This is a genomic window from Burkholderia sp. 572, assembly GCF_040545135.1.
Classification (GTDB): domain Bacteria; phylum Pseudomonadota; class Gammaproteobacteria; order Burkholderiales; family Burkholderiaceae; genus Burkholderia; species Burkholderia cepacia.
Genome location: NZ_JBEPLH010000007.1, coordinates 281,990 through 299,811, shown reverse-complemented (window position 1 = coordinate 299,811; position 17,822 = coordinate 281,990). Strand labels below are relative to the sequence as shown.

General features: G+C 64.4%; 16 protein-coding genes. 10 read left to right on the top strand and 6 right to left on the bottom strand.

Going from position 1 to position 17,822, the window contains the following annotated elements; translation table 11 throughout:
* Positions 1–210: 210 nt before the first annotated feature.
* The 5 genes from ABIC51_RS16040 to ABIC51_RS16020 all read right to left on the bottom strand — a co-directional run bounded on the left by ABIC51_RS16040 (position 211) and on the right by ABIC51_RS16020 (position 7,426).
* On the bottom strand, positions 211–516 hold the full coding sequence (locus tag ABIC51_RS16040) for a TrfB-related DNA-binding protein (RefSeq protein WP_354006546.1): 306 nt from the start codon (positions 514–516) through the stop codon (positions 211–213).
* Positions 517–534: 18 nt separating this feature from the next.
* Complete coding sequence (locus ABIC51_RS16035; RefSeq protein ID WP_081072723.1) at positions 535–792, bottom strand: PAAR domain-containing protein; 258 nt, start codon at positions 790–792, stop codon at positions 535–537.
* A gap of 70 nt (positions 793–862) precedes the next feature.
* Positions 863–2,344: a virulence factor gene (locus tag ABIC51_RS16030; protein ID WP_354006545.1), complete on the bottom strand. Its 1,482-nt coding sequence runs from the start codon at positions 2,342–2,344 to the stop codon at positions 863–865.
* Positions 2,341–4,515 carry a T6SS effector phospholipase Tle3 domain-containing protein gene (locus tag ABIC51_RS16025; protein ID WP_354006560.1) on the bottom strand — a complete coding sequence of 725 codons (2,175 nt, stop codon included), beginning with the start codon at positions 4,513–4,515 and terminating at the stop codon, positions 2,341–2,343. Before ABIC51_RS16025 ends, ABIC51_RS16030 begins: the two co-directional genes overlap by 4 nt.
* Before the next feature lie 142 nt (positions 4,516–4,657).
* Positions 4,658–7,426, bottom strand: coding sequence for a type VI secretion system Vgr family protein (locus tag ABIC51_RS16020; RefSeq protein WP_354006544.1), 2,769 nt, complete (start codon positions 7,424–7,426; stop codon positions 4,658–4,660).
* Between the two features lie 978 nt (positions 7,427–8,404).
* Between ABIC51_RS16020 and ABIC51_RS16015 the strand changes: the two genes are divergently transcribed.
* From ABIC51_RS16015 to ABIC51_RS15970, 10 genes are all read left to right on the top strand, one after another.
* Positions 8,405–9,658 (top strand): MFS transporter, encoded by a 1,254-nt coding sequence (locus ABIC51_RS16015; RefSeq protein ID WP_060171584.1) that lies wholly within the window; start codon positions 8,405–8,407, stop codon positions 9,656–9,658.
* A 146-nt stretch (positions 9,659–9,804) separates the two neighbouring features.
* A complete protein-coding gene (locus ABIC51_RS16010) occupies positions 9,805–10,734 on the top strand; it encodes a LysR family transcriptional regulator (RefSeq protein WP_027789807.1) in 930 nt (309 codons plus the stop codon).
* Positions 10,735–10,849: 115 nt separating this feature from the next.
* Complete coding sequence (locus ABIC51_RS16005; RefSeq protein WP_027789806.1) at positions 10,850–11,344, top strand: cupin domain-containing protein; 495 nt, start codon at positions 10,850–10,852, stop codon at positions 11,342–11,344.
* Between the two features lie 38 nt (positions 11,345–11,382).
* The gene (locus ABIC51_RS16000; RefSeq protein ID WP_027789805.1) at positions 11,383–12,402 is read left to right on the top strand and encodes a hydroxyquinol 1,2-dioxygenase; all 1,020 of its coding nucleotides are present in this window, start codon (positions 11,383–11,385) and stop codon (positions 12,400–12,402) included.
* 44 nt (positions 12,403–12,446) lie between these two features.
* Positions 12,447–13,913: an aldehyde dehydrogenase family protein gene (locus tag ABIC51_RS15995; protein WP_091920415.1), complete on the top strand. Its 1,467-nt coding sequence runs from the start codon at positions 12,447–12,449 to the stop codon at positions 13,911–13,913.
* A gap of 8 nt (positions 13,914–13,921) precedes the next feature.
* Positions 13,922–14,989: a maleylacetate reductase gene (locus ABIC51_RS15990; protein WP_060208540.1), complete on the top strand. Its 1,068-nt coding sequence runs from the start codon at positions 13,922–13,924 to the stop codon at positions 14,987–14,989.
* Between the two features lie 27 nt (positions 14,990–15,016).
* Positions 15,017–15,154 (top strand): hypothetical protein, encoded by a 138-nt coding sequence (locus ABIC51_RS15985; protein WP_155637450.1) that lies wholly within the window; start codon positions 15,017–15,019, stop codon positions 15,152–15,154.
* A 5-nt stretch (positions 15,155–15,159) separates the two neighbouring features.
* Complete coding sequence (locus ABIC51_RS15980) at positions 15,160–15,471, top strand: YciI family protein (protein WP_021160030.1); 312 nt, start codon at positions 15,160–15,162, stop codon at positions 15,469–15,471.
* 3 nt (positions 15,472–15,474) lie between these two features.
* The gene (locus tag ABIC51_RS15975; protein ID WP_027789802.1) at positions 15,475–15,810 is read left to right on the top strand and encodes a Rieske (2Fe-2S) protein; all 336 of its coding nucleotides are present in this window, start codon (positions 15,475–15,477) and stop codon (positions 15,808–15,810) included.
* Positions 15,811–16,005: 195 nt separating this feature from the next.
* The gene (locus tag ABIC51_RS15970; protein ID WP_175899237.1) at positions 16,006–17,094 is read left to right on the top strand and encodes a porin; all 1,089 of its coding nucleotides are present in this window, start codon (positions 16,006–16,008) and stop codon (positions 17,092–17,094) included.
* Between the two features lie 45 nt (positions 17,095–17,139).
* Here ABIC51_RS15970 and ABIC51_RS15965 read toward each other — a convergent pair whose 3' ends face one another.
* A complete protein-coding gene (locus ABIC51_RS15965; RefSeq protein ID WP_175899239.1) occupies positions 17,140–17,799 on the bottom strand; it encodes a glutathione S-transferase family protein in 660 nt (219 codons plus the stop codon).
* Positions 17,800–17,822 lie beyond the last annotated feature (23 nt).

Sequence of the window (17,822 nt, the reverse complement as noted above, 5' to 3'; positions counted from 1 at the left end):
GGACAGAAGGGAAAAAGGATCCAAAATGGGTTGGTGTTTGGGTCTGGCGTGGAATGTGGTTTTGTTTTTGTGGCGATTGGGGGAATTTGTTTCTTGATCAATGGCGCCGCGCGAGATGGCCCCGTCTCTGGGTTGCGGGGGAAACGATACCCCGCGACGTCTGCGAAACGGGGAAGGGGGCGCGGCGTTTCCCCCGGCTCGACCGGGTGGTCACAGCGAATCGAGTGGCGTGGCCTGTCGGTGAGTGTCGCGCACCCATGCATGCAAGGCGCTTTCGTACCTGGCAGGGATCGTGATCGTCAGGGTGGTCAGGCGCGTGTCGTTGCCCGGCAATGCCAGATATCGCTGCCACGCTCTCCGGACCAGCTGCGACATGGCGGAATTGGTGATGCCGAGTTCGGCGGCGAGCTTGCGCTGCGACTGGCCCCTGACGAAGATTTCAAACAAGGCCCACCGGTTCACCGGCTTGATCCGGGTATCGTGCAGCCTCAACAACTGAAACTGTTCGGCTGTCATGCGTCGAATCTGTGCCATTCAGATGCGCCCGGAAGTTTGCAGGGTAGAAATCAATGCCGCGCCGCAGGACGTCTTGTGATTGTGGAATGCGGCGGGGCGGCCTTCGACATCGAACGCCATGTCTCCTTCCGCAATCACGCAGGCGCCGTGAAGCGGGCACGAACATGCATCGCCGACGCGGGCGACCGCGCGTCCCATCACCTTGCTCGTCGCCGCCCCGGATTCGACCCGGCCGCCGTGAGTGTGCAGGTCACCTGTTCGAATGATGCCTCGCATATAACCCCTTTCCAGTGTGCTTCGGTGTGGCGGTCGAGTTCGTGCTCAACGCGCCGTGTGTCGGCATGCATCACCATGAATAGCCCTGCATCCCGTAGTTGGTGTCGTGACGGCGCCCCCACCACGGCAGGTAAGCGTTGTTCCCGCCACGCGCACGGAACCAGTCCTCGTTCGGATCGATCGGCGTGAGATTGGCCGGCGGCATGACCACGACGGCCGCGGGGTGTTTCGGGTCGGTCGTGCCCGCGACGAGCGCGTTGCCGCCGTAGTGATTGATCCGGCCGATCGCCAGCGCAACGTCGGTCAAGGCGCTGCCGGTTCCCATGTCGCCGAGCAAGGCCGCGGTGTTGAACGCCTGATTCTTGTGGTCGTACTCCGGCAGGATTTCGGTGAGTGTCTGCGATAGGCCGACAAGTCGCGTCGATGCGGCGTCGCTACCGGCACCGGCATCGTGAACGATGTACTTGATATCCGGAACGGCAATCCCGGCGTTGCGTGCTGCCTGATCGATGGTTGCCTTCCACGCTTGCACTGTTCGTGTCGTGCCGGCCTTCTGCGAAAACTCGGCGGTGTTGCCGGTCGTTGCCTTGCCGATCCACGCGAGCGGTTCGCGCTCGGTGTTGAAGGTCGGGCCGGCGAGGAACAGCACGACGAGGTTCTCGTTGATCTGGGCGTCGGTGGGCGGGAAATTCGGCGCGTCCCAATTCATTACCCACACGCTCTTGTCGGGGTTCGCTTGCAGGTAGTCCAGCGCGTTGTTCAGTGATGTGAAGCCGGCGTTTGCACCGCCTTGCGTGATCTGCACATCAGGGGGCGTGTCGCGGCTCCACAGAGTTTTGGGGGAAGGCGGGCCGATTTCATAGAATGTCATCATTCGATCGACCAGGCGCGACCGAGCGAACGTTGCGTCGAGACGAGTAGGAATGGCAATTTCAACGCGTATGCCGGCGAGTTCGCGCCAGTCCTTCTGATTCTTGGGGCCCACTGTGTAGAAGTACTTTGAATTCATCCCATAGCGCGTTCGAAGCAGCAGTATGGATTTATCAATGTACTTGGCATAGAAGCCTTTGAACGTCTCTTCCCCTTCGTTGCCGTAGACCAGTGCGCCAATTGACCGAAGCGAAGAGAATTTTTCAGGCTTGGTCCGTACCATATCGTCGTTCTTGTTGGGCGTAACAAGCCCTTGCGCCCACAACAGTTGCCACTCTGTCGGATAGTCCATCCGTTGCAATGGATTCAACCAAATCATGCCGACGACTTGCGCAACGGGGTTCCTGGCCGGATCGTCTGTACGGGCGGCTTCCAGAGTGGGGGGAATGGGGTGCGTCTCGGCTTGGGCCGGCCGTGCCATGGCCGTGGTGAATAGAAACATCATGAGCGCCAGCAAGCCGGGCACAGCTACGAATCGTTTCATCCAATCTCCCATTTTCAAGTGTGCCGGGTCCGGTTGTTCTACATGTGCCATTAGCGTGGCCATCAGCGGGATCGCGATTAACCAGACCATAAAGGCGATGGTGATGCGTCGGGATCGAGTGGCGATCAAAGCTTTCATAGCGGCCCTCCAACCTTCAGATAGAGCTGGCCCTCGCGCTCGTCTACGATTTTGCCGGGCATATTGCCTTCGCAATCATTGGCATGCACCCACTCATGCATTGTCATTCGGTCGAGTTGCCCGGACTCAAAATAGTCGAAGTATTTTTTGTTCAGATTGTCGAGTGGAATACCATTCCCCATCCGCCAATCTGCCTCAATGCGCAGAGCTCTCATCTGTTTTGGCGTCAGGTAACACGGACCAATCGCGACGTCATACGCAAGCGCTTTTTCCGCATGCTCCGGGTTGGTCATCGTCGTCGAGTGGTTCGTCGGGCTGTTCGTCGTACCGCGATCGAGCCAGTCCACGATCTGCTTGTCTCGCCACTCTTTGTAGCCATCCGGTAGAGCGCTTTTGCCATCTTCACCGATGACGTGACCGTCGCTGTCGAGCCACTCCGTGTTCAACGTGCGGCGCGCTTCCATCCGCATCAGGGCGCGGTCTTCGTAACGTTGCCCGGCTTCACTCGCGGCCGTACCGTGCGCGTCACCGTCCTTGTTCTTCGCCTTGTACTGGTCGTAAGGATCGTCGGCCCGTTTGGCCGCATCGATCTTGCCGGCATCGCGCCATGCGGATGGCGGATCGTTGTCTTCGTTGAAGGCGCTCGTTGCTTCGCCGTCCTCGGTCAGAATCGGCTTGTCGAACCTCAACGCCTGCGGCGGAAACGTCTCGTCCAGGGCCGGTGCGTCCGCCAATACCTCCCAACCCTTCGGCGGATCGGCGTTCACGCGAAACATGTTCATTGCCGAACTGACCGCGGTCGCGACGAACATGATCGGCGCCGAGAACAGCGTTGCCGCCATTCCCCACACCGACTCATTCCCCTTGAGCGCACCGATCAGATTGAATTTCGCCGGCGGCGAGGGCGGATACCAGAAGCCCCTCTTCGTGCCTTTCTTGCCGTACCGCCAGTCGTCTTCCCAATAGCGATAGCGCTTCTGCACACCGACATCGAAGCCGGACGCGAACACGCGCTGTGTCAGGACGCCGTGTACGCCGATATCCGTCAGTTCGTGCTTGTCGATGCCGCGCCAGCCGATACCCTGCACGGTGATCGCCGAAATCACCTGATCGTGCGGACAGCAATACGCGGTGACGCGCCCATATGTCGATCCGTTCAGGCCGTGGCGCGCACGGTCGGCCAGTGCGGTATACGACTTGTTGCTCGTCGGCGATACCCGATTGTTCGCCATGTCGGCGTCGACCGTGTCTGGCGACGGTTCATGGGCAGCGCGATCGCCAATCATCGACAAGAAAGTGCGGAGCGTCTGAGTGCGCGCTGCGTAGGTCTGCCGGCCGCGCTTGCCCTCGGCATCCTTCGTCGCACGTTGCGACCAGGTATCCATGAACGTGTCGGATTTGTGCGGGCCTTCGCTGTTCGCCAGGCTGTACGGGGCATTCGCCAGCACGTAGGCATCCGCGACGCAGCGTCCCTTGCGGCCCCACGGATCTTCCACTTCCGGAAACGCGTCACCGAAGAACGCGCCCGTGAGGCCGACGATATTCCCCTGGCTGTGACACACGACGGTGATCGGCGCGTCGGCGCGCATCTTCCGGATCGACTCGATCAGTTTGGCAAGCCGCAACGCGGCAAGCACGCCATAGGCACGCGGCGGCGCGCGATACAGCGGCCGGTTGGTCGGGTTGATGCCCTGCACGGTTATCCACCCCACGGCTCGGTCGTCGAGGCCGTCGTGCCAGAGATCGGGCAAGCTCGAACAGCCATTGGTGAACGGGCCGCCTCCCCAATAATCCTTCTCGTTGAGAAAGATCTTGTCGCCGTATTCCTTCAGTTCTTCCAGTGTCGCGCGGTAGCCCCACCGAAAATGGATGACGGGTGAGAACGACGGATCGGGGATGACGTAATTGTCCGGCAGCAAGTCCGGATTCAGAAACCCCTCCGGCGTCACGCTCTCGGTGTACTTCGCAGGCGTCAACTGCCCGGCGTCGACTCCGTGATACGTCATCTGGTCGTCCAGGCGTCCCAGCCGACGATTCAGGCCCTTGCACAATCCCTCTTCGGACGCCTTGTACCATTCGCCCTCGGAGTTGACGCCGTGGACGAAGATGACGACGCCGGGCAACGGCAGTTGCTTGACGCAGATGAGCCGCTTGTCGTTGTCGAACAGCATCGGCCCCTCGGCTCTGCCGACGACGACAGGGGGCAATTCGGAGTGCGATGCAGCGGTGGCGGGTGCGTCGGTCGTCGTGTCGGGCGCGTCGGCGCGCGCGCCCGCTACTGGCCGATGGTCGAGAATCGAATCGGTCATGGTCTTAGCCGTTCTTCTTGATGAACTGCACCGACAGCGTTTCGAACTGGTCGCCATGCACTGCGGGCAGCTCGCCGGCCGCGTCGGTGGTCACGTTCGACAGCGCTTCGGATGCCCGCTGCAGGTGCCCGTCGAACCCCGCCACCGCATCGCCGTCGGTCGCGCGAACGAGTTTCGGCACACGGCCGAGCGGGGCGTGGTCGAACGTCGGCATGTCGGTGCTCATGCTGGCCGGGCCGCCCCACGCATGGCCGGCCGACTTCACGGTGAACGTGCCGGGGCACCCGAGTTCGATGTCGCCGCCGTTCAGCTTCAGGTACGCACCGCCCGACGTCACGAACACGACCTGATCGTTCGCCATGCCGGCGAGCTTGCCGCCGGCCGCGGTCAACTGGATGTTCTTCGCGGAATCCACCTGCGTGTCGTCGTCCTGCGACTGGATCGTCACCTTCCCGCGATTCGCGATGGCCGACACGCCGCCGCTGTGCGCGAACATCGCGACGCCATGGCCGCCGTGCAGGTTGATGCGCTCACCGCTCGCGACCTGCACGTGCCGTTGGGCAATCTGGTCGATGTTCTCGCCCGCATACATGACATGCGTCCTGGGCGTGACGTGCAGCGATCCTGCCTGTGCGCCGAACGCCATCAAGGCGGACGTGTCGCCGGCGGAACCGGCATCCGCAAGGTCGGGCTTCCAGTGACGGAACGCATCGACGATCTTCTCCTGCCCGGCGGTATCCGCGGCTCGTCCGCCGTGCTGGCCGGCATAGTCGCCGAGCGAGTTGAACAGCATCATGCACTGGTCGAGCAACTGAATCAGTTCGTCACGATCGAGCTGACCACCGGTCGCGCATGTGCGCGCATAGGTCGAGAACAGGATGCCCTGGGCCGCGCGCAAGGCCGCCGCGGCATCGGTGCGCAACTCCGCGCCTTCGCCCCGATCGGCACCGTGTCCATCCTTGCGGGGCTGCGTCAGATAACCCAGGTTCAACTGGGTATGCGCATGCTCGCTCGCCAACTGCGCGGATATCTGCGACGGCGTATCGTCCAGGCGAAGCTGGTTGTACCGAGCGCCCTTGATTTCCTTCGTCTTGATCCCGGACACGTAACGGTTGCCGGGCAGCGCGCCGGTATGCGTGAACGTCGCGGGCGGGTTCGCCCCGTTGCTCAGCACGCCGATGATGACCAGGCGGTCCGGATCGCCCGACAGGCACCCCAGCAAGACTTCCATCCCGACGCGGGGCAGAAAGAGCGTGCCGAAGTTTCCGCCCGCCAGACTCGCGCCGACGCGTATCGGTGCGCTGTCGCCGGCCGACCCGTTCGTTCCGGCGCCTTGCGCGTGTTCGTGATCGGCGGGATCGAAGCCATGAATCCGTACGCGCACGCGGCCGGCCGCGTCGCAGAATACTTCCTCGCCCTCAGTGCCGACGATCGTGCCGGTCAGCAGGTGAGCCGGCGGGAGGTCGATTGTCGGATCGTAGGACGGCGTGAGCGGCACGCCGCGACGCACGCACGTGAAATGGTTCTCGTAGCGCGTATCCGCCTGTTCCGACGCATCGGCCGGCGCGGGTGGGGCGGCTTGCGCGAGGTTCCGGCTGGCTGCGTACAGCGCGATCACGCGGCTGGCCAGGTCTTTGGGAAGGTTGTTCCGGATGTCGTGCTGTACCGACGTCACGACGAACTGCCGCTGCTCGGCCGGCTTCATGTCGAGTTCGGGGTCGCCCGTCAGCGTGAACCAGCAGCCGACCGGCATGTCGCGAACGTGGCCGATACCGTCGTAGCGCTCCGCCGCGAACTGGTGGGCGAGTATCCGGTCATGCGTGATGCGGTCGTGATCGTTCCACGAGTCGCCGACGTGCGGAATGTCGATCGCGACATCGGTCAGCAGCCGGGCCAGGTCGTTGCCGGCGTCGCCCTGATCGATGCTCGTCGCGATCGCGGAATCGTCCATGCGCGCCTTCTTGTAGTCCCACGACGGACGGCCGGCTTTGCCGGGGGACAGGCGCTGATGATGCGCAAACAACGTCACCGTATCGCGTTGCGCGGTTCCCGAATCGCGCGGATGAAGGCGCACGGTGCCGGCAGGCGATTCCGGCAATCGCAGCGGGTCGTCGCAGAACACGAGCGTGTGGATCGGCCGCTCGTCGGCCGTGCCGCGCGCGTTGCCGACCGCCCACGCCTTTGCAAAGACGGTGATGCCTTCGCGTCGCAACAGCCGGCGCACGAAACGGGCGTCCGACTCGTTGACCTGCCGCGTCAGCTCGCGTGCCGGATAACGTTCGGCTCGCAATCCCGACAGGTCGAAATCGAACGCGCGCGCGAGTGCGGGGCTGCGTTGCCGCCATTCGTTCAGCAGCGTGCCGAGGATGTCGATGATGTTTCGCGACCGGAATACCCGGGAATTGATGCGGCGGTCCATCAACGACAGCGCATCGCAGATGCGCAGCTGATACACGGTCAACTCGCCGTCGGATTGACCGGCCTGCACGTCGTGCACGATCGCATTGATCGCCCGCACGTCGCCCCGGTCGGTCGTCAGCCGGACCGACACCGGCAGGCCGAGAAACAGCGTGGGCGCCAGATGGGCGTGGGTGGATATGCAGGTCAGCTGCCCGTCGATTCCCGACATCAATCCTTCGCGAATATCGGCGTGATGAAGCGCCAGCAGATGGCCGACCGCGTGTTGCGCCTGCCCGAAATGCAGGGCGACGGGCCGGTTGTTCCAGTCGACCAGACCGGACGCAAAGTTTCGTAATGCTGTTGCTATCGACATAACGGCAATCTCGTTGCTTTTCTGGCTTCGTATTCTTTGAGTCGGACTTTCAATGCGGTAAAACAGTGGTGATCGTGATTTCGGTGCGAAGAATATCAAACAATGGGGGTTTTAAAGGTTTATTGGTATTTTGAGATGGAAATCAATTAGCTCTGAAACGGTGTTCGACATTTTTCTGATTCGGTTGGGTATTTTGTTTTGGTTGGAAAAGTCTTATATCAGTTCGTCAGGGGTGGTATTTGTCGCTATCCCTTTCTGGACGGTTCGGACGCGGAGGTTGCAGGCAACTATGCCGAGCCGGATTGGATGTTGGCAATTCGAAATTCGACTTGTCCTAATTCGAATATAGATAAGGCGGATTTGAAATATAAAAATCGATGTGCGTGCGATCGCGCTCGTGCACCCGGTATGCGTGCCTGCTTGACAGCAGTTTTGCCGTTTTCAGTTTGATAGTGTGGAAGGCGGTTTCCGTCACGGCTCGCCATGGCCAACTGCATAAGCGCGAAGATTCCGGAACCCGAGTCAAAGTCCACCGCGGTCGAAGATCGAAAACGCATCTTTTGTCATACGAAATACGTTGTCCGCACGTATCGCCCGGCCTCGCCGGATCGGGTGCATGCCGGGCGTGAACGGGCCAGTCCCCGGTCGCCCGGATGTCCATGAGGGATTTCCCCCGAGACGCGCAATCGCGCGTCACTTCACCCCCACGACCGATCTCTCCCCGCCTTCCCACCGTCACTTCCGCCCACCGCCGCCGATTATTTGCATATCGCGAATGTCGCGTTCGCCGCGCGTTCGATACCCGATCCCCGGCGTTGCACCTATCGTTGTGCCGTCGGCTGGCCGGATTCGATATGTCGAACCGGAACGGCAGCCGGCGCTTCCCGGCGATTCACATCGCACACAAAAACCATCGGACCTGGCTGATGCGCAGGCGCTCCGTCGCGCGCAGGCGAACCCGTGTCCACGGAGACGGAAATGAAAGCAAACGAGTGGGATACCTCCTATGAGTGGAAGGCGGTCACGCTGCTGGCGCTCGGCTTCGGGCTGGTCGGCCTCGACCGCTGGCTGATCGCGCCGCTGTTCCCTTCGATCATGAAGGACCTCAACCTGAACGCGCAGGACGTCGGCAACTGCATCGGCGTGCTCGGCCTGTCGTGGGGCATCTTCGCGGCGCTGATGGGCGGCATCTCCGACAAGGTCGGCCGCAGGAAGGTGCTGATTCCGGCCATCATCGCGTTCTCGCTGCTGTCGGGCTTCTCGGGGCTCGCGGGCGGGCTGCTCGGGCTGATGGCGATTCGCGGCCTGATGGGTGTCGCGGAGGGCTCGTTCTGCCCGACGAGCTTTGCCGCGACTGCCGACGCATCGCATCCGCGGCGGCGCGGGCTGAACCTCGGCCTGCAGCAAAGCGGCTTCGCGCTGTTCGGGCTCGCGCTGTCGCCGATCATCGCGACGCAGCTGCTCGGTTTCGTGTCGTGGCGCTGGGTGTTTGCGCTCGTCGCCATTCCCGGCCTGATCCTCGGCGCGATCATGTTCTTCGTCATCCGCGAGCCGAAGGTCACGCCGGCCGTCGCGTCGGAGCATGCACCGGCATCGCTCGGCCATGTGCTCAGGAGCCGCAACATTCTCGTGGCGATGGCCGCGCTGTGCTGCGCGATGACGGGCGTATTCGTGCTCGGTGCGCTGCTGCCGCTGTACCTGACCGACTACCTGGCGCTCGGCACGCAGAAGATGGGCCTCGTCGTGTCGGCGATCGGCTTCGGCGGCTTTCTCGGGCAGTTCGGGTTGCCGGGCCTGTCCGACCTGGTCGGCCGCCGTCTAGCGAGCATCGTCGGCTTCGCGGGGACGGCCGTGATGCTCTATCTGTTCCGCGGCCTCGGCCCGGAGCCGTTCGCATTGTTCGGGGTGCTGTTCGTCGCGTCGTTCTTCACGCTCGGCCTGGTGTCGCTGCTGTCCGGCCCGGTGGCGACGGAGGCCGCGCCCGTCGGGCTCGTGTCGACGTCGATCGGCGTGGTGGTGGGCGTCGGCGAGATCTTCGGCGGCGGCATCGCGCCGGCGCTGGGCGGCTATGTCGCCGCACACTTTGGCATCCAGAACATTCTGTGGCTGCCGATGTGTGCGGTCGTGCTGGGCATCCTGGTCAGCCTGCTGCTGAAGGAAACCGCGCCGGCCGTGCTGCAGCGCCGCGTAGCCGTGCAGCCGGAACTGGCGGCCGGCGAGCAATCGCGGTAAGGCCCGCGCGGGCAGGGCGGTGCATGCGGCGGGCGGCGCCGCCGGCGATTGACATCGATTGGGTGACACAGTGACGCCTCCCGCATGACACAGCCCGATATCCGCACGGGTAGACTGCCGGTTTCGCTGTCGAAAAAGGGCGCGGCATGGACCGGTTTCTGAGCATCGAAGCATTCGTCAGGGTGGCGGAGGCGAGCAGCTTCGCTGAGGCGGCGCGGCAGCTCGGCGTGACCAGCTCGGTCGTGACGAACCGCATCCAGCAGCTCGAGAAGTTCGTCAACGCGCCGCTGTTCCATCGCAGCACCCGCCACGTGCGCCTGTCGGAAGTGGGCGAGGCGTTTTATCGCGAGTGCGCGGAGGTCGTGGGGCGCGTCAACGAACTGACGGACCAGATGCGCGAGCTGCGCGCCACGCCCACCGGGCGGCTGCGCATCCAGATGCTGCCCGGTTTCGCCCTCGATCATTTCGGCGCGCCGCTGATGGAATTCAACCGGCGCTACCCGGGCATCCAGATCGACGTCATCGTCAACGACCGTGTGGTCGACCCCGTCGAAGAAGGGTTCGACATCGCGTTCCAGATCTTTCCGCCGATCTCCGAGTCGCTGATCGAACGGCGGCTGTTCACCGTCAGGCGCCTCTTTTGCGCGTCGCCCGCCTACCTCGCCGCGCATGGTGCGCCACAACATCCGCGCGACCTGCTGCAGCACACGACCGCGCTGTATTCCGGCTACCCGTCGCGCAACCGCTGGACGATGACGCGCGGCGACGAGGTCGTCGAAATGGAGCTGCCGGGCATGATCCGCTCGAACTCCGTGCACCTGCTGCGCGAGTACGCGCTGACCGGCGGCGGCGTCGTCTGCCTGCCCACGCTCGTGGCGAGCGATGCGCTCGTCGCGGGCCGCCTGGTACCGATCCTGACCGACTATCAGCTCGCGCCGCTGAGCTTTGCCGCCGTTTATCCCGCGACGCAGCGACAGGCGCTGAAGGTGAAGGCGCTGGTCGAATTCCTTGCAGACCATATCGGCGACGAATCCCCGTGGGATCGTCCCCTCCTGGAGCGCGGCTGGGTGCGTTGAACCGCGCGGATTATTCGCGAAACGCAAATGCCGTAATCGCCGTCCGTTGCCTTGTTGCTGCTGTGCGTTGCCCCTAGAGTTGAATCCAACAAGCAGTTCAACTCAGGAGACAGCAATGACCGACACGGCATTCCACACCGTCTTTGGCTCGCTCGACCATTACCGGAAGGGCGAGATCGAAATCACCAGCGGCAGCGCCCGCCACTACGCGTTCTCGAACGTGTTCGAGGTCGCATCGAAATCGGCGCCGTATGAAAAGGTCGTCGCCGGCAAGAACCTCGAATACGTGATCGAAGTGCTGCGGACCGACGGCCAGTCGCCGTGGTTCGCGTGCCCGCACGACGAGTTCGTGATCCAGATGGACGGCGAAGTCCGGATCGACTTCATCAAGCTCGATTCGCCGCCGAAGTCGGGACGCGGCACCGTGAGCGCCGGCGCCCAGCCGGCCGGCCGCAAGATGGGGTATGTCGTGCTGCGCAAGGGCCATCAGGCGCTGCTGCCGGCCGGTTGTGCATACCGCTTCACCGCGAGCCGGCCGGGCGTCGCGCTGGTGCAGACCGTCCTTGGCGAGCTGTCCGTGGAGAAGTGGGCCGAAATCTGCCTGCACTGATTCGTCCGACCTCATTCGACATTCCCAGGAGACACGTTATGGCCACCCTCGACACCCTCGACCTTTCCACGGGCTTTGCCGCCGATCTGGTGCGATCGACCGAAGCCGATGCCGTCACCGGCTACCGCCGCTTCCAGCTCGGCGAATTCGCGTTCCAGCGCGACGAATACTTCGTGAAGATCAGCTGGCCCGCGAAAGGCCGGACCCGCACGCATGCGCTGCCGGCGGACGCGTTCCTGCGCGCGATGATGCGCGACGTGGCGTGGGGCTTCTTCTACGGCTGGGTGAATTTCGACCACGTGTTCGGCACGCGCAATCACTACGGCAAGGTGGACGTGTATGCGGGCACGTTCAACGGCATCCTGAAGGACGCCGGGGTCGACTACACCGAGACCTTCGAAACGCCCACGATCATGGCGACCTTCAAGGCGATGCTGCACGACTGGACGAACGAAGGCTTCGATCCGTTCGCGGCGCCCGAGGAAACGGGCACGGCGTTCGGGCGCAAGCACGGCGACAACGGCGCGGCGATCGAGCGCACGCGCATCGCGACGCGCCGCATGCCGGGCCTCGAGGGCGACTCGCCGCTGCGCGACGACCTGCCGGTCAACCGCGCGTTCCTCGACGTCGCGCAGGACGAACCGGAAGTGCATGTCGAGCCGGGCTTCGAAGGCGAACTGCACGCGTTCAACCTGTTCAAGTACCTGTCGCGTTCGGACGTCACGTGGAATCCGTCGGTCACGTCGGTCTGCGGGCGCAGCCTGTTCTGTCCGACCACCGAGGAATTCATCCTGCCGGTGTTCCATGGCAACGACCGCGTCGAATGGTTCCTGCAACTGTCCGACGAAATCGTGTGGGACATCGGCGACAAGAACACCGGCGCACCGCGCGCACGCGTCACGATGCGCGCCGGCGACATCTGCGCGATGCCTGCCGACATCCGGCACCAGGGTTATTCGACGAAGCGGTCGATGCTGCTCGTCTGGGAAAACGCGACGCCGGACCTGCCGCAACGCTACGAGAGCGGCGAGCTCGCGCCGTATCCGATCGCGTTCTGAGCAACGCAGACGCTTCCGCTTCAGCCCTGTACCGAGGACGATTCATGCAAACCCAACTCTTCATCGACGGGCGTTTCGTTGACGCCGTCGACCGCGGCACGATCGACGTGCTGAACCCGCACGACGGCTCCGTCATCACGAAGATCGCGGCAGCCGACGCGGCGGATGTCGATCTCGCCGTCGAAGCCGCCGCGCGCGCGTTTCCCAAATGGTCGGCCCTGCCGGCCGCCGAACGCGGCCGGTTGCTGCTGCGCCTCGCCGACGCAATCGAGGCCAACGCCGACGAACTGGCGCGGCTCGAATCGCTGGACACCGGCCACCCGATCCGCGATTCGCGTGCGCTCGACGTGCCGCGCACGGCGGCCTGCTTCCGCTACTTCGGCGGCATGGCCGACAAGCTGCAAGGCTCGGTGATTCCGGTCGAAACCGGCTTCCTGAACTACGTGCAGCGCGCGCCGATCGGCGTGGTCGGCCAGATCGTGCCGTGGAATTTTCCGCTGATGTTCACGAGCTGGAAGATGGGCCCGGCTCTCGCCGCCGGCAACACCGTCGTGCTCAAGCCGTCGGAGATCACGCCGCTGTCGACGTTGCGCATCGTCGAGCTGATGGCCGAGGTCGGGTTCCCCGCCGGTGTCGTCAATATCGTCCCCGGCTACGGGCATACGGCCGGCCAGCGGCTCGCCGAACATCCGGGGGTCGGCAAGATCGCGTTCACGGGGTCGACGGCCACCGGCCGCCGGATCGTCGAAGCGTCGCAGGGCAACCTGAAGCGCGTGCAGCTCGAACTGGGCGGCAAGGGCGCCAACCTCGTCTTCGACGATGCCGATCTCGACGCGGCCATCAACGGCGCCGCATGGGCGATCTTCCACAACCAGGGGCAGGCGTGCATCGCCGGTTCGCGTCTCGTGCTGCACGAACGCATCGCGGATGAATTCATCGAGCGATTCGTCGCGCTCGCGTCGTCGATCCGCATCGGCAACCCGCTCGACGCCGATACCGAGATGGGGCCGCTGACCTCGAAGCAGCACCTCGATCGCGTGCTGTCGTACGTCGACGTCGCGCGCGAGCAGGGCGGCCGCGTGCTCACGGGCGGCAGCGCGCCGCAGGACCCGGCGCTCGCCGGCGGCTACTACGTGCGCCCGACGGTCATCGAAGCGAGGAGCGCGGCCGATCGCGTCGCGCAGGAGGAAGTGTTCGGCCCGTTCGTCACGGTGCTGCGCTTCGGCAGCGACGACGAAGCGCTGGCCATCGCCAACGCGACGGAATACGGGCTGGGCAGCGGCCTCTGGACGAAGGACCTCTCGCGCGCGCACCGGATGGCATCGCGGATCAACGCAGGCATGTGCTGGATCAACTGCTACAAGCGCGTCAATCCGGGCAGCCCGTTCGGCGGCGTCGGCAAGTCGGGTTATGGCCGCGAGATGGGCTTCGAGGCCATGCACGACTACACGGAAGCGCGATCGGTGTGGGTCAACGTCGACGGCAACGTGCCGCCGCACTTCAAGCGCTGAGGTTTTCCATGGATCGCTTCGTCTATCAGGGCACGCCTTCCCGCGTGGTGTTCGAATGGGGCGCACTCGCGAGGCTGCCGGACGAGCTGTCGACGCTCGGCGCCCGCCGCGCGCTTGTCTTGTCCACGCCCGAGCAGCGGCCGCTCGCCGAGCGCGTGGAGGCGATCCTGGGCGAGCGTGCGGCCGGCATCTGTGCGCAGGCGGTCATGCACGTGCCGGTCGAGGTCGCGCATGCCGCCCGCGAGATGGCCGGCGAGCTGGACGCGGACTGCTGCGTCGCGATCGGCGGCGGCTCGACGATCGGGCTCGGCAAGGCCATTGCGCTCGAGTCGGTGTTGCCGATCCTGGCCGTGCCGACGACATACGCCGGCTCGGAAATGACGCCGATCTTCGGGCTCACGGAAGGCCGGCTGAAGCGCACCGGGCGCGACGCGCGCGTGCTGCCGCGTACGGTGCTCTACGACCCGTCGCTGACGGTGACGCTGCCGCCGGATATTTCCGCGGCATCGGGCATCAATGCGATGGCGCACGCCGTCGAGGCGCTCTATGCGGAAGACGCGAACCCGGTGATCAGCCTGATGGCGGAAGAGTCGATCCGCGCGCTGGGTGACGCGCTGCCCGTGATCGTGCGCGATCCGGAACACCGCGCGATGCGCAGCCGCGCGTTGTACGGCGCGTGGCTCGCCGGAACCTGCCTGGGCGCGGTCGGCATGGCGCTGCACCACAAGCTGTGCCACACGCTCGGCGGCACCTTCAACCTGCCGCACGCACAGACGCACGCGGCGATGCTGCCGCATACCGCGCACTACAACCATGCCGCCGCGCCCGATGCGCTGCGCCGCGTGGCGCGCGCATTGGGCGGAAACGACGCAGCCGAAGCCGGCCCGCTGCTGTTCGCGCTGAACGCGCGGCTCGGCATCGCACCTGCGCTCGCCGACCTCGGGATGCCGGAGAGCGGTCTCGACGAAGCGGCCGACCTCGCCTGTCGCAACCCGTACGCGAACCCGCGGCCGATCGAACGCGCGGCGATTCGCGCGCTGCTTCAGGATGCATGGGAAGGACGCGCGCCGCGGTGAGCGGCTCGCGCGTCAATGGAGACAGACATGAGCGATGACCACCATGACGGCGATGCCGGGTTGACCGGGCAGGTCGCCGCCGGCTTCGACGGCACGCCAGGCGCGCGCCTGCGCGTACGGTGCCTGGTACGGCCTCTTCGCGCGTTCGTCCTCGACCGGAGTTGATCGACATGGCGCGATTTTTTGCGGTGTTTGCGACGGACCAGCCGGGCATGCGCGACGTGCGTGATCGCATGCGGCCGATTCATCGAACCTACCTGCGCTCGGCCGACCAGCACGGCGTGGTCGTGCGGCTCGGCGGCCCGACGCTGGACCCGCACGGCGACGCGATGAACGGCACGCTGCTCGTCGTGGAGGCGGACGACATTCACGCGGTGATGCAGTTCGTCGGCAACGATCCGTACGTGAAGGAAGGGCTGTTTTCGCACGTCGAAGTGCGGCCGTGGGACTGGAGCCTCGGCAATCCCGAGCAGAGGGTGTGAGACATGGAAGCCCGACAACTCTGCCGTTTTTCCGATGTGCCCGACGGCGGCGCGCGGGTCGTCGACGAGGCCTGCATCGGACGTCCCGTGATCGTCGTGAGACGCGGCGGGCAGGTGTGGGCGTACGTGAATCGCTGCCCGCACTTCTCGGTGCCGCTCGATTTCGTCCCGGGCAGCGTTTCCTGTTACCGGTCGCAGGTGTTGATGTGCGCCCATCACAGCGCGCTGTTCCGGTTCGACGATGGCGTGTGTATCGACGGGCCTTGCTCGGGTTCGGCACTGGAGGCCGTGACGGTCGAGGTGGATTCCACCGCGTGGATCGTCCATCTGGGCGCTTGATTCGGGCGCTTCGACGAGTACGAGCGGGGCGGGTCGATGCGGCGGTCATCGAATTGATCAATCAGTCGAGCTAATCATGGTTCAGGCGTTGTTCGATTCCGCCTGAATGAACGCAATTTCCTTTGAAGCACCGAGCGAGCACCCGCCACGTAGCGGGTGGCGGCCTCGCATTTTCATAAAAAAGACGGAGACGACATGAAACTCAGGTTTGGAGCAGTGGTGATGCTTGCCGTGACGCACGGCGCATGGGCACAGAGCAGCGTGACGATGTTCGGTCTGATCGACGCAGGCATTTCTTATGTCAGCAACGAGGGCGGCGGAAAGAACGTCAAGTTCGACGACGGCATATTCGCGCCCAATCTCTTCGGCTTTCGCGGGACTGAAGACCTCGGTGGCGGGTATCGCGCGACGTTCGCGCTCGTGAACCAGTTCTCGATGGCGAACGGCAGTATCGTCGGGACGGGGATTTTCGGCCGCAACGCGTATGTGGGCCTCGAAAGCAACCGGTTCGGCCGCATCACGCTGGGCAACCAGTACGACTTCATGGTGGATTCGCTCTTTTCGAAGGGCAACGCCATCTCTCGGGATATCTCGGGGCTGTACGGCTTTCGCAATGGCCCGTTCCAGCGTCTCGCGCTGCCGGGCAATCCGACCGGTGCGTTCGATTGGGATCGCACGGCAGGCAGCAAGCCGATCGCGAATTCCGTCAAGTACAGTTCGCCGACGGTCGCGGGTTTTTCCGGCGGCGTGATGTACGCGTTCGGCGGGGTGGCCGGCTCGGTCGGCGCGGACAATGCGGTCAGCGCCGGGGTGAGCTACGAGATGGGGGCGTTCGGGGTCGGGGCGGCCTACACGAACGAGAAGTACGGTCCCGCGCCTGGCGTGCCGTCCACCAGCGTGCGCAACTGGGGTGTCGGGATGCATTACGACTTCGGTGCCGTGACCGCGAGTGCGCTGGTGACCACCGTGCACAACGCGTTCAACGATGCCGGCGTGTGGATGGCGGAGACCGGCGGGCTGTGGCACATCAGGCCGGATGTCGTGCTGGGCGCGAAATACATGTACATGAAGGGCAACGAAGCGGTGAACGACAACCACGCGCATCAGGTCAGTGTGGCGCTTCAGTACCTGTTTTCGAAGCGGACGATGGTTTATGTGTCGGCCGACTACCAACGCGCGAACAGCGGCGCGAATGCGCAGGTCAACGGCGTGCTGGATCCGAACGGGGCTTCAGGTTCTGCGAACCAGACGGTGGCGCGGGTGGGGCTGCATACGGTGTTTTGACGGGGCGGCGGGCGGGTCCGGGGCCAAGGTCGGCCCGCCAACGGATTACCCTGCCGCTGCGGCCGCCTCTTTGGCCTTGTCCTGTTCCGCCGCCAGCGCGGCATCTGCCGCCTGCGCGCGCTGGATGGCCGGGCGCGCAAGCACGCGATCGATGTAGGCGCGAATGCGCGGCGTCTCGGGCACCAGCTTGAACATCGTGGTCCAGTTCAGCGCCGAGCCCCACAGCACGTCGACCGCGGTAAAGCGCTCGCCCAGCAGGTAAGGTCCCTTCGCCAGTTGCGCATCGATCGTGTCGACGACGGTATCGAAGTCGCCATAGGGCGACGTCGAGTAGGCCGCGGGCGGGCGATTCATCGATCGGTCGACGAGGGCCGGCTCGAAACACGAACCATAGAACGTCATCCAGCGCAGATAGGGGCCGCGCAGCGAATCGCCCGGCGCCGGCGACAGGCCGGCTTCCGGATACAGTTCCGCCGCATACAGGTAGACGGCCGCCTGCTCGGTGACGATCACGTCGCCGTGACGCAGCGCGGGAACCTTGCCCAGCGGATTGATGCGCAGGTATTCGGCGTCGCGGTGTTTTCCGGTGGAGAGATCGAACGCGCGTAATTCATAGTCGGCGCTCAGTTCCTCGAGCAGCATCCGCACGCCGGCCGAGCGGCTACGCGGAGAGTGGAACAGGGTCAGGTGACGGTCTTGCGGCATGGCGGGCTCCGGTGGGTGCGTTT

What these genes read in the sequence shown, in the direction of transcription:
- ABIC51_RS16025 (WP_354006560.1), bottom strand. Translation starts at nt 4,515, where the DNA reads ATGCTGTTCGACAACGACAAGCGGCTCATCTGCGTCAAGCAACTGCCG.
- ABIC51_RS15990 (WP_060208540.1), top strand. Translation starts at nt 13,922, where the DNA reads ATGGATCGCTTCGTCTATCAGGGCACGCCTTCCCGCGTGGTGTTCGAA.
- ABIC51_RS15970 (WP_175899237.1), top strand. Translation starts at nt 16,006, where the DNA reads ATGAAACTCAGGTTTGGAGCAGTGGTGATGCTTGCCGTGACGCACGGC.
- ABIC51_RS16005 (WP_027789806.1), top strand. Translation starts at nt 10,850, where the DNA reads ATGACCGACACGGCATTCCACACCGTCTTTGGCTCGCTCGACCATTAC.
- ABIC51_RS16010 (WP_027789807.1), top strand. Translation starts at nt 9,805, where the DNA reads ATGGACCGGTTTCTGAGCATCGAAGCATTCGTCAGGGTGGCGGAGGCG.
- ABIC51_RS16040 (WP_354006546.1), bottom strand. Translation starts at nt 516, where the DNA reads ATGACAGCCGAACAGTTTCAGTTGTTGAGGCTGCACGATACCCGGATC.
- ABIC51_RS15965 (WP_175899239.1), bottom strand. Translation starts at nt 17,799, where the DNA reads ATGCCGCAAGACCGTCACCTGACCCTGTTCCACTCTCCGCGTAGCCGC.
- ABIC51_RS16000 (WP_027789805.1), top strand. Translation starts at nt 11,383, where the DNA reads ATGGCCACCCTCGACACCCTCGACCTTTCCACGGGCTTTGCCGCCGAT.
- ABIC51_RS15995 (WP_091920415.1), top strand. Translation starts at nt 12,447, where the DNA reads ATGCAAACCCAACTCTTCATCGACGGGCGTTTCGTTGACGCCGTCGAC.
- ABIC51_RS16015 (WP_060171584.1), top strand. Translation starts at nt 8,405, where the DNA reads ATGAAAGCAAACGAGTGGGATACCTCCTATGAGTGGAAGGCGGTCACG.
- ABIC51_RS16020 (WP_354006544.1), bottom strand. Translation starts at nt 7,426, where the DNA reads ATGTCGATAGCAACAGCATTACGAAACTTTGCGTCCGGTCTGGTCGAC.
- ABIC51_RS15975 (WP_027789802.1), top strand. Translation starts at nt 15,475, where the DNA reads ATGGAAGCCCGACAACTCTGCCGTTTTTCCGATGTGCCCGACGGCGGC.
- ABIC51_RS16030 (WP_354006545.1), bottom strand. Translation starts at nt 2,344, where the DNA reads ATGAAAGCTTTGATCGCCACTCGATCCCGACGCATCACCATCGCCTTT.
- ABIC51_RS15980 (WP_021160030.1), top strand. Translation starts at nt 15,160, where the DNA reads ATGGCGCGATTTTTTGCGGTGTTTGCGACGGACCAGCCGGGCATGCGC.
- ABIC51_RS15985 (WP_155637450.1), top strand. Translation starts at nt 15,017, where the DNA reads ATGAGCGATGACCACCATGACGGCGATGCCGGGTTGACCGGGCAGGTC.
- ABIC51_RS16035 (WP_081072723.1), bottom strand. Translation starts at nt 792, where the DNA reads ATGCGAGGCATCATTCGAACAGGTGACCTGCACACTCACGGCGGCCGG.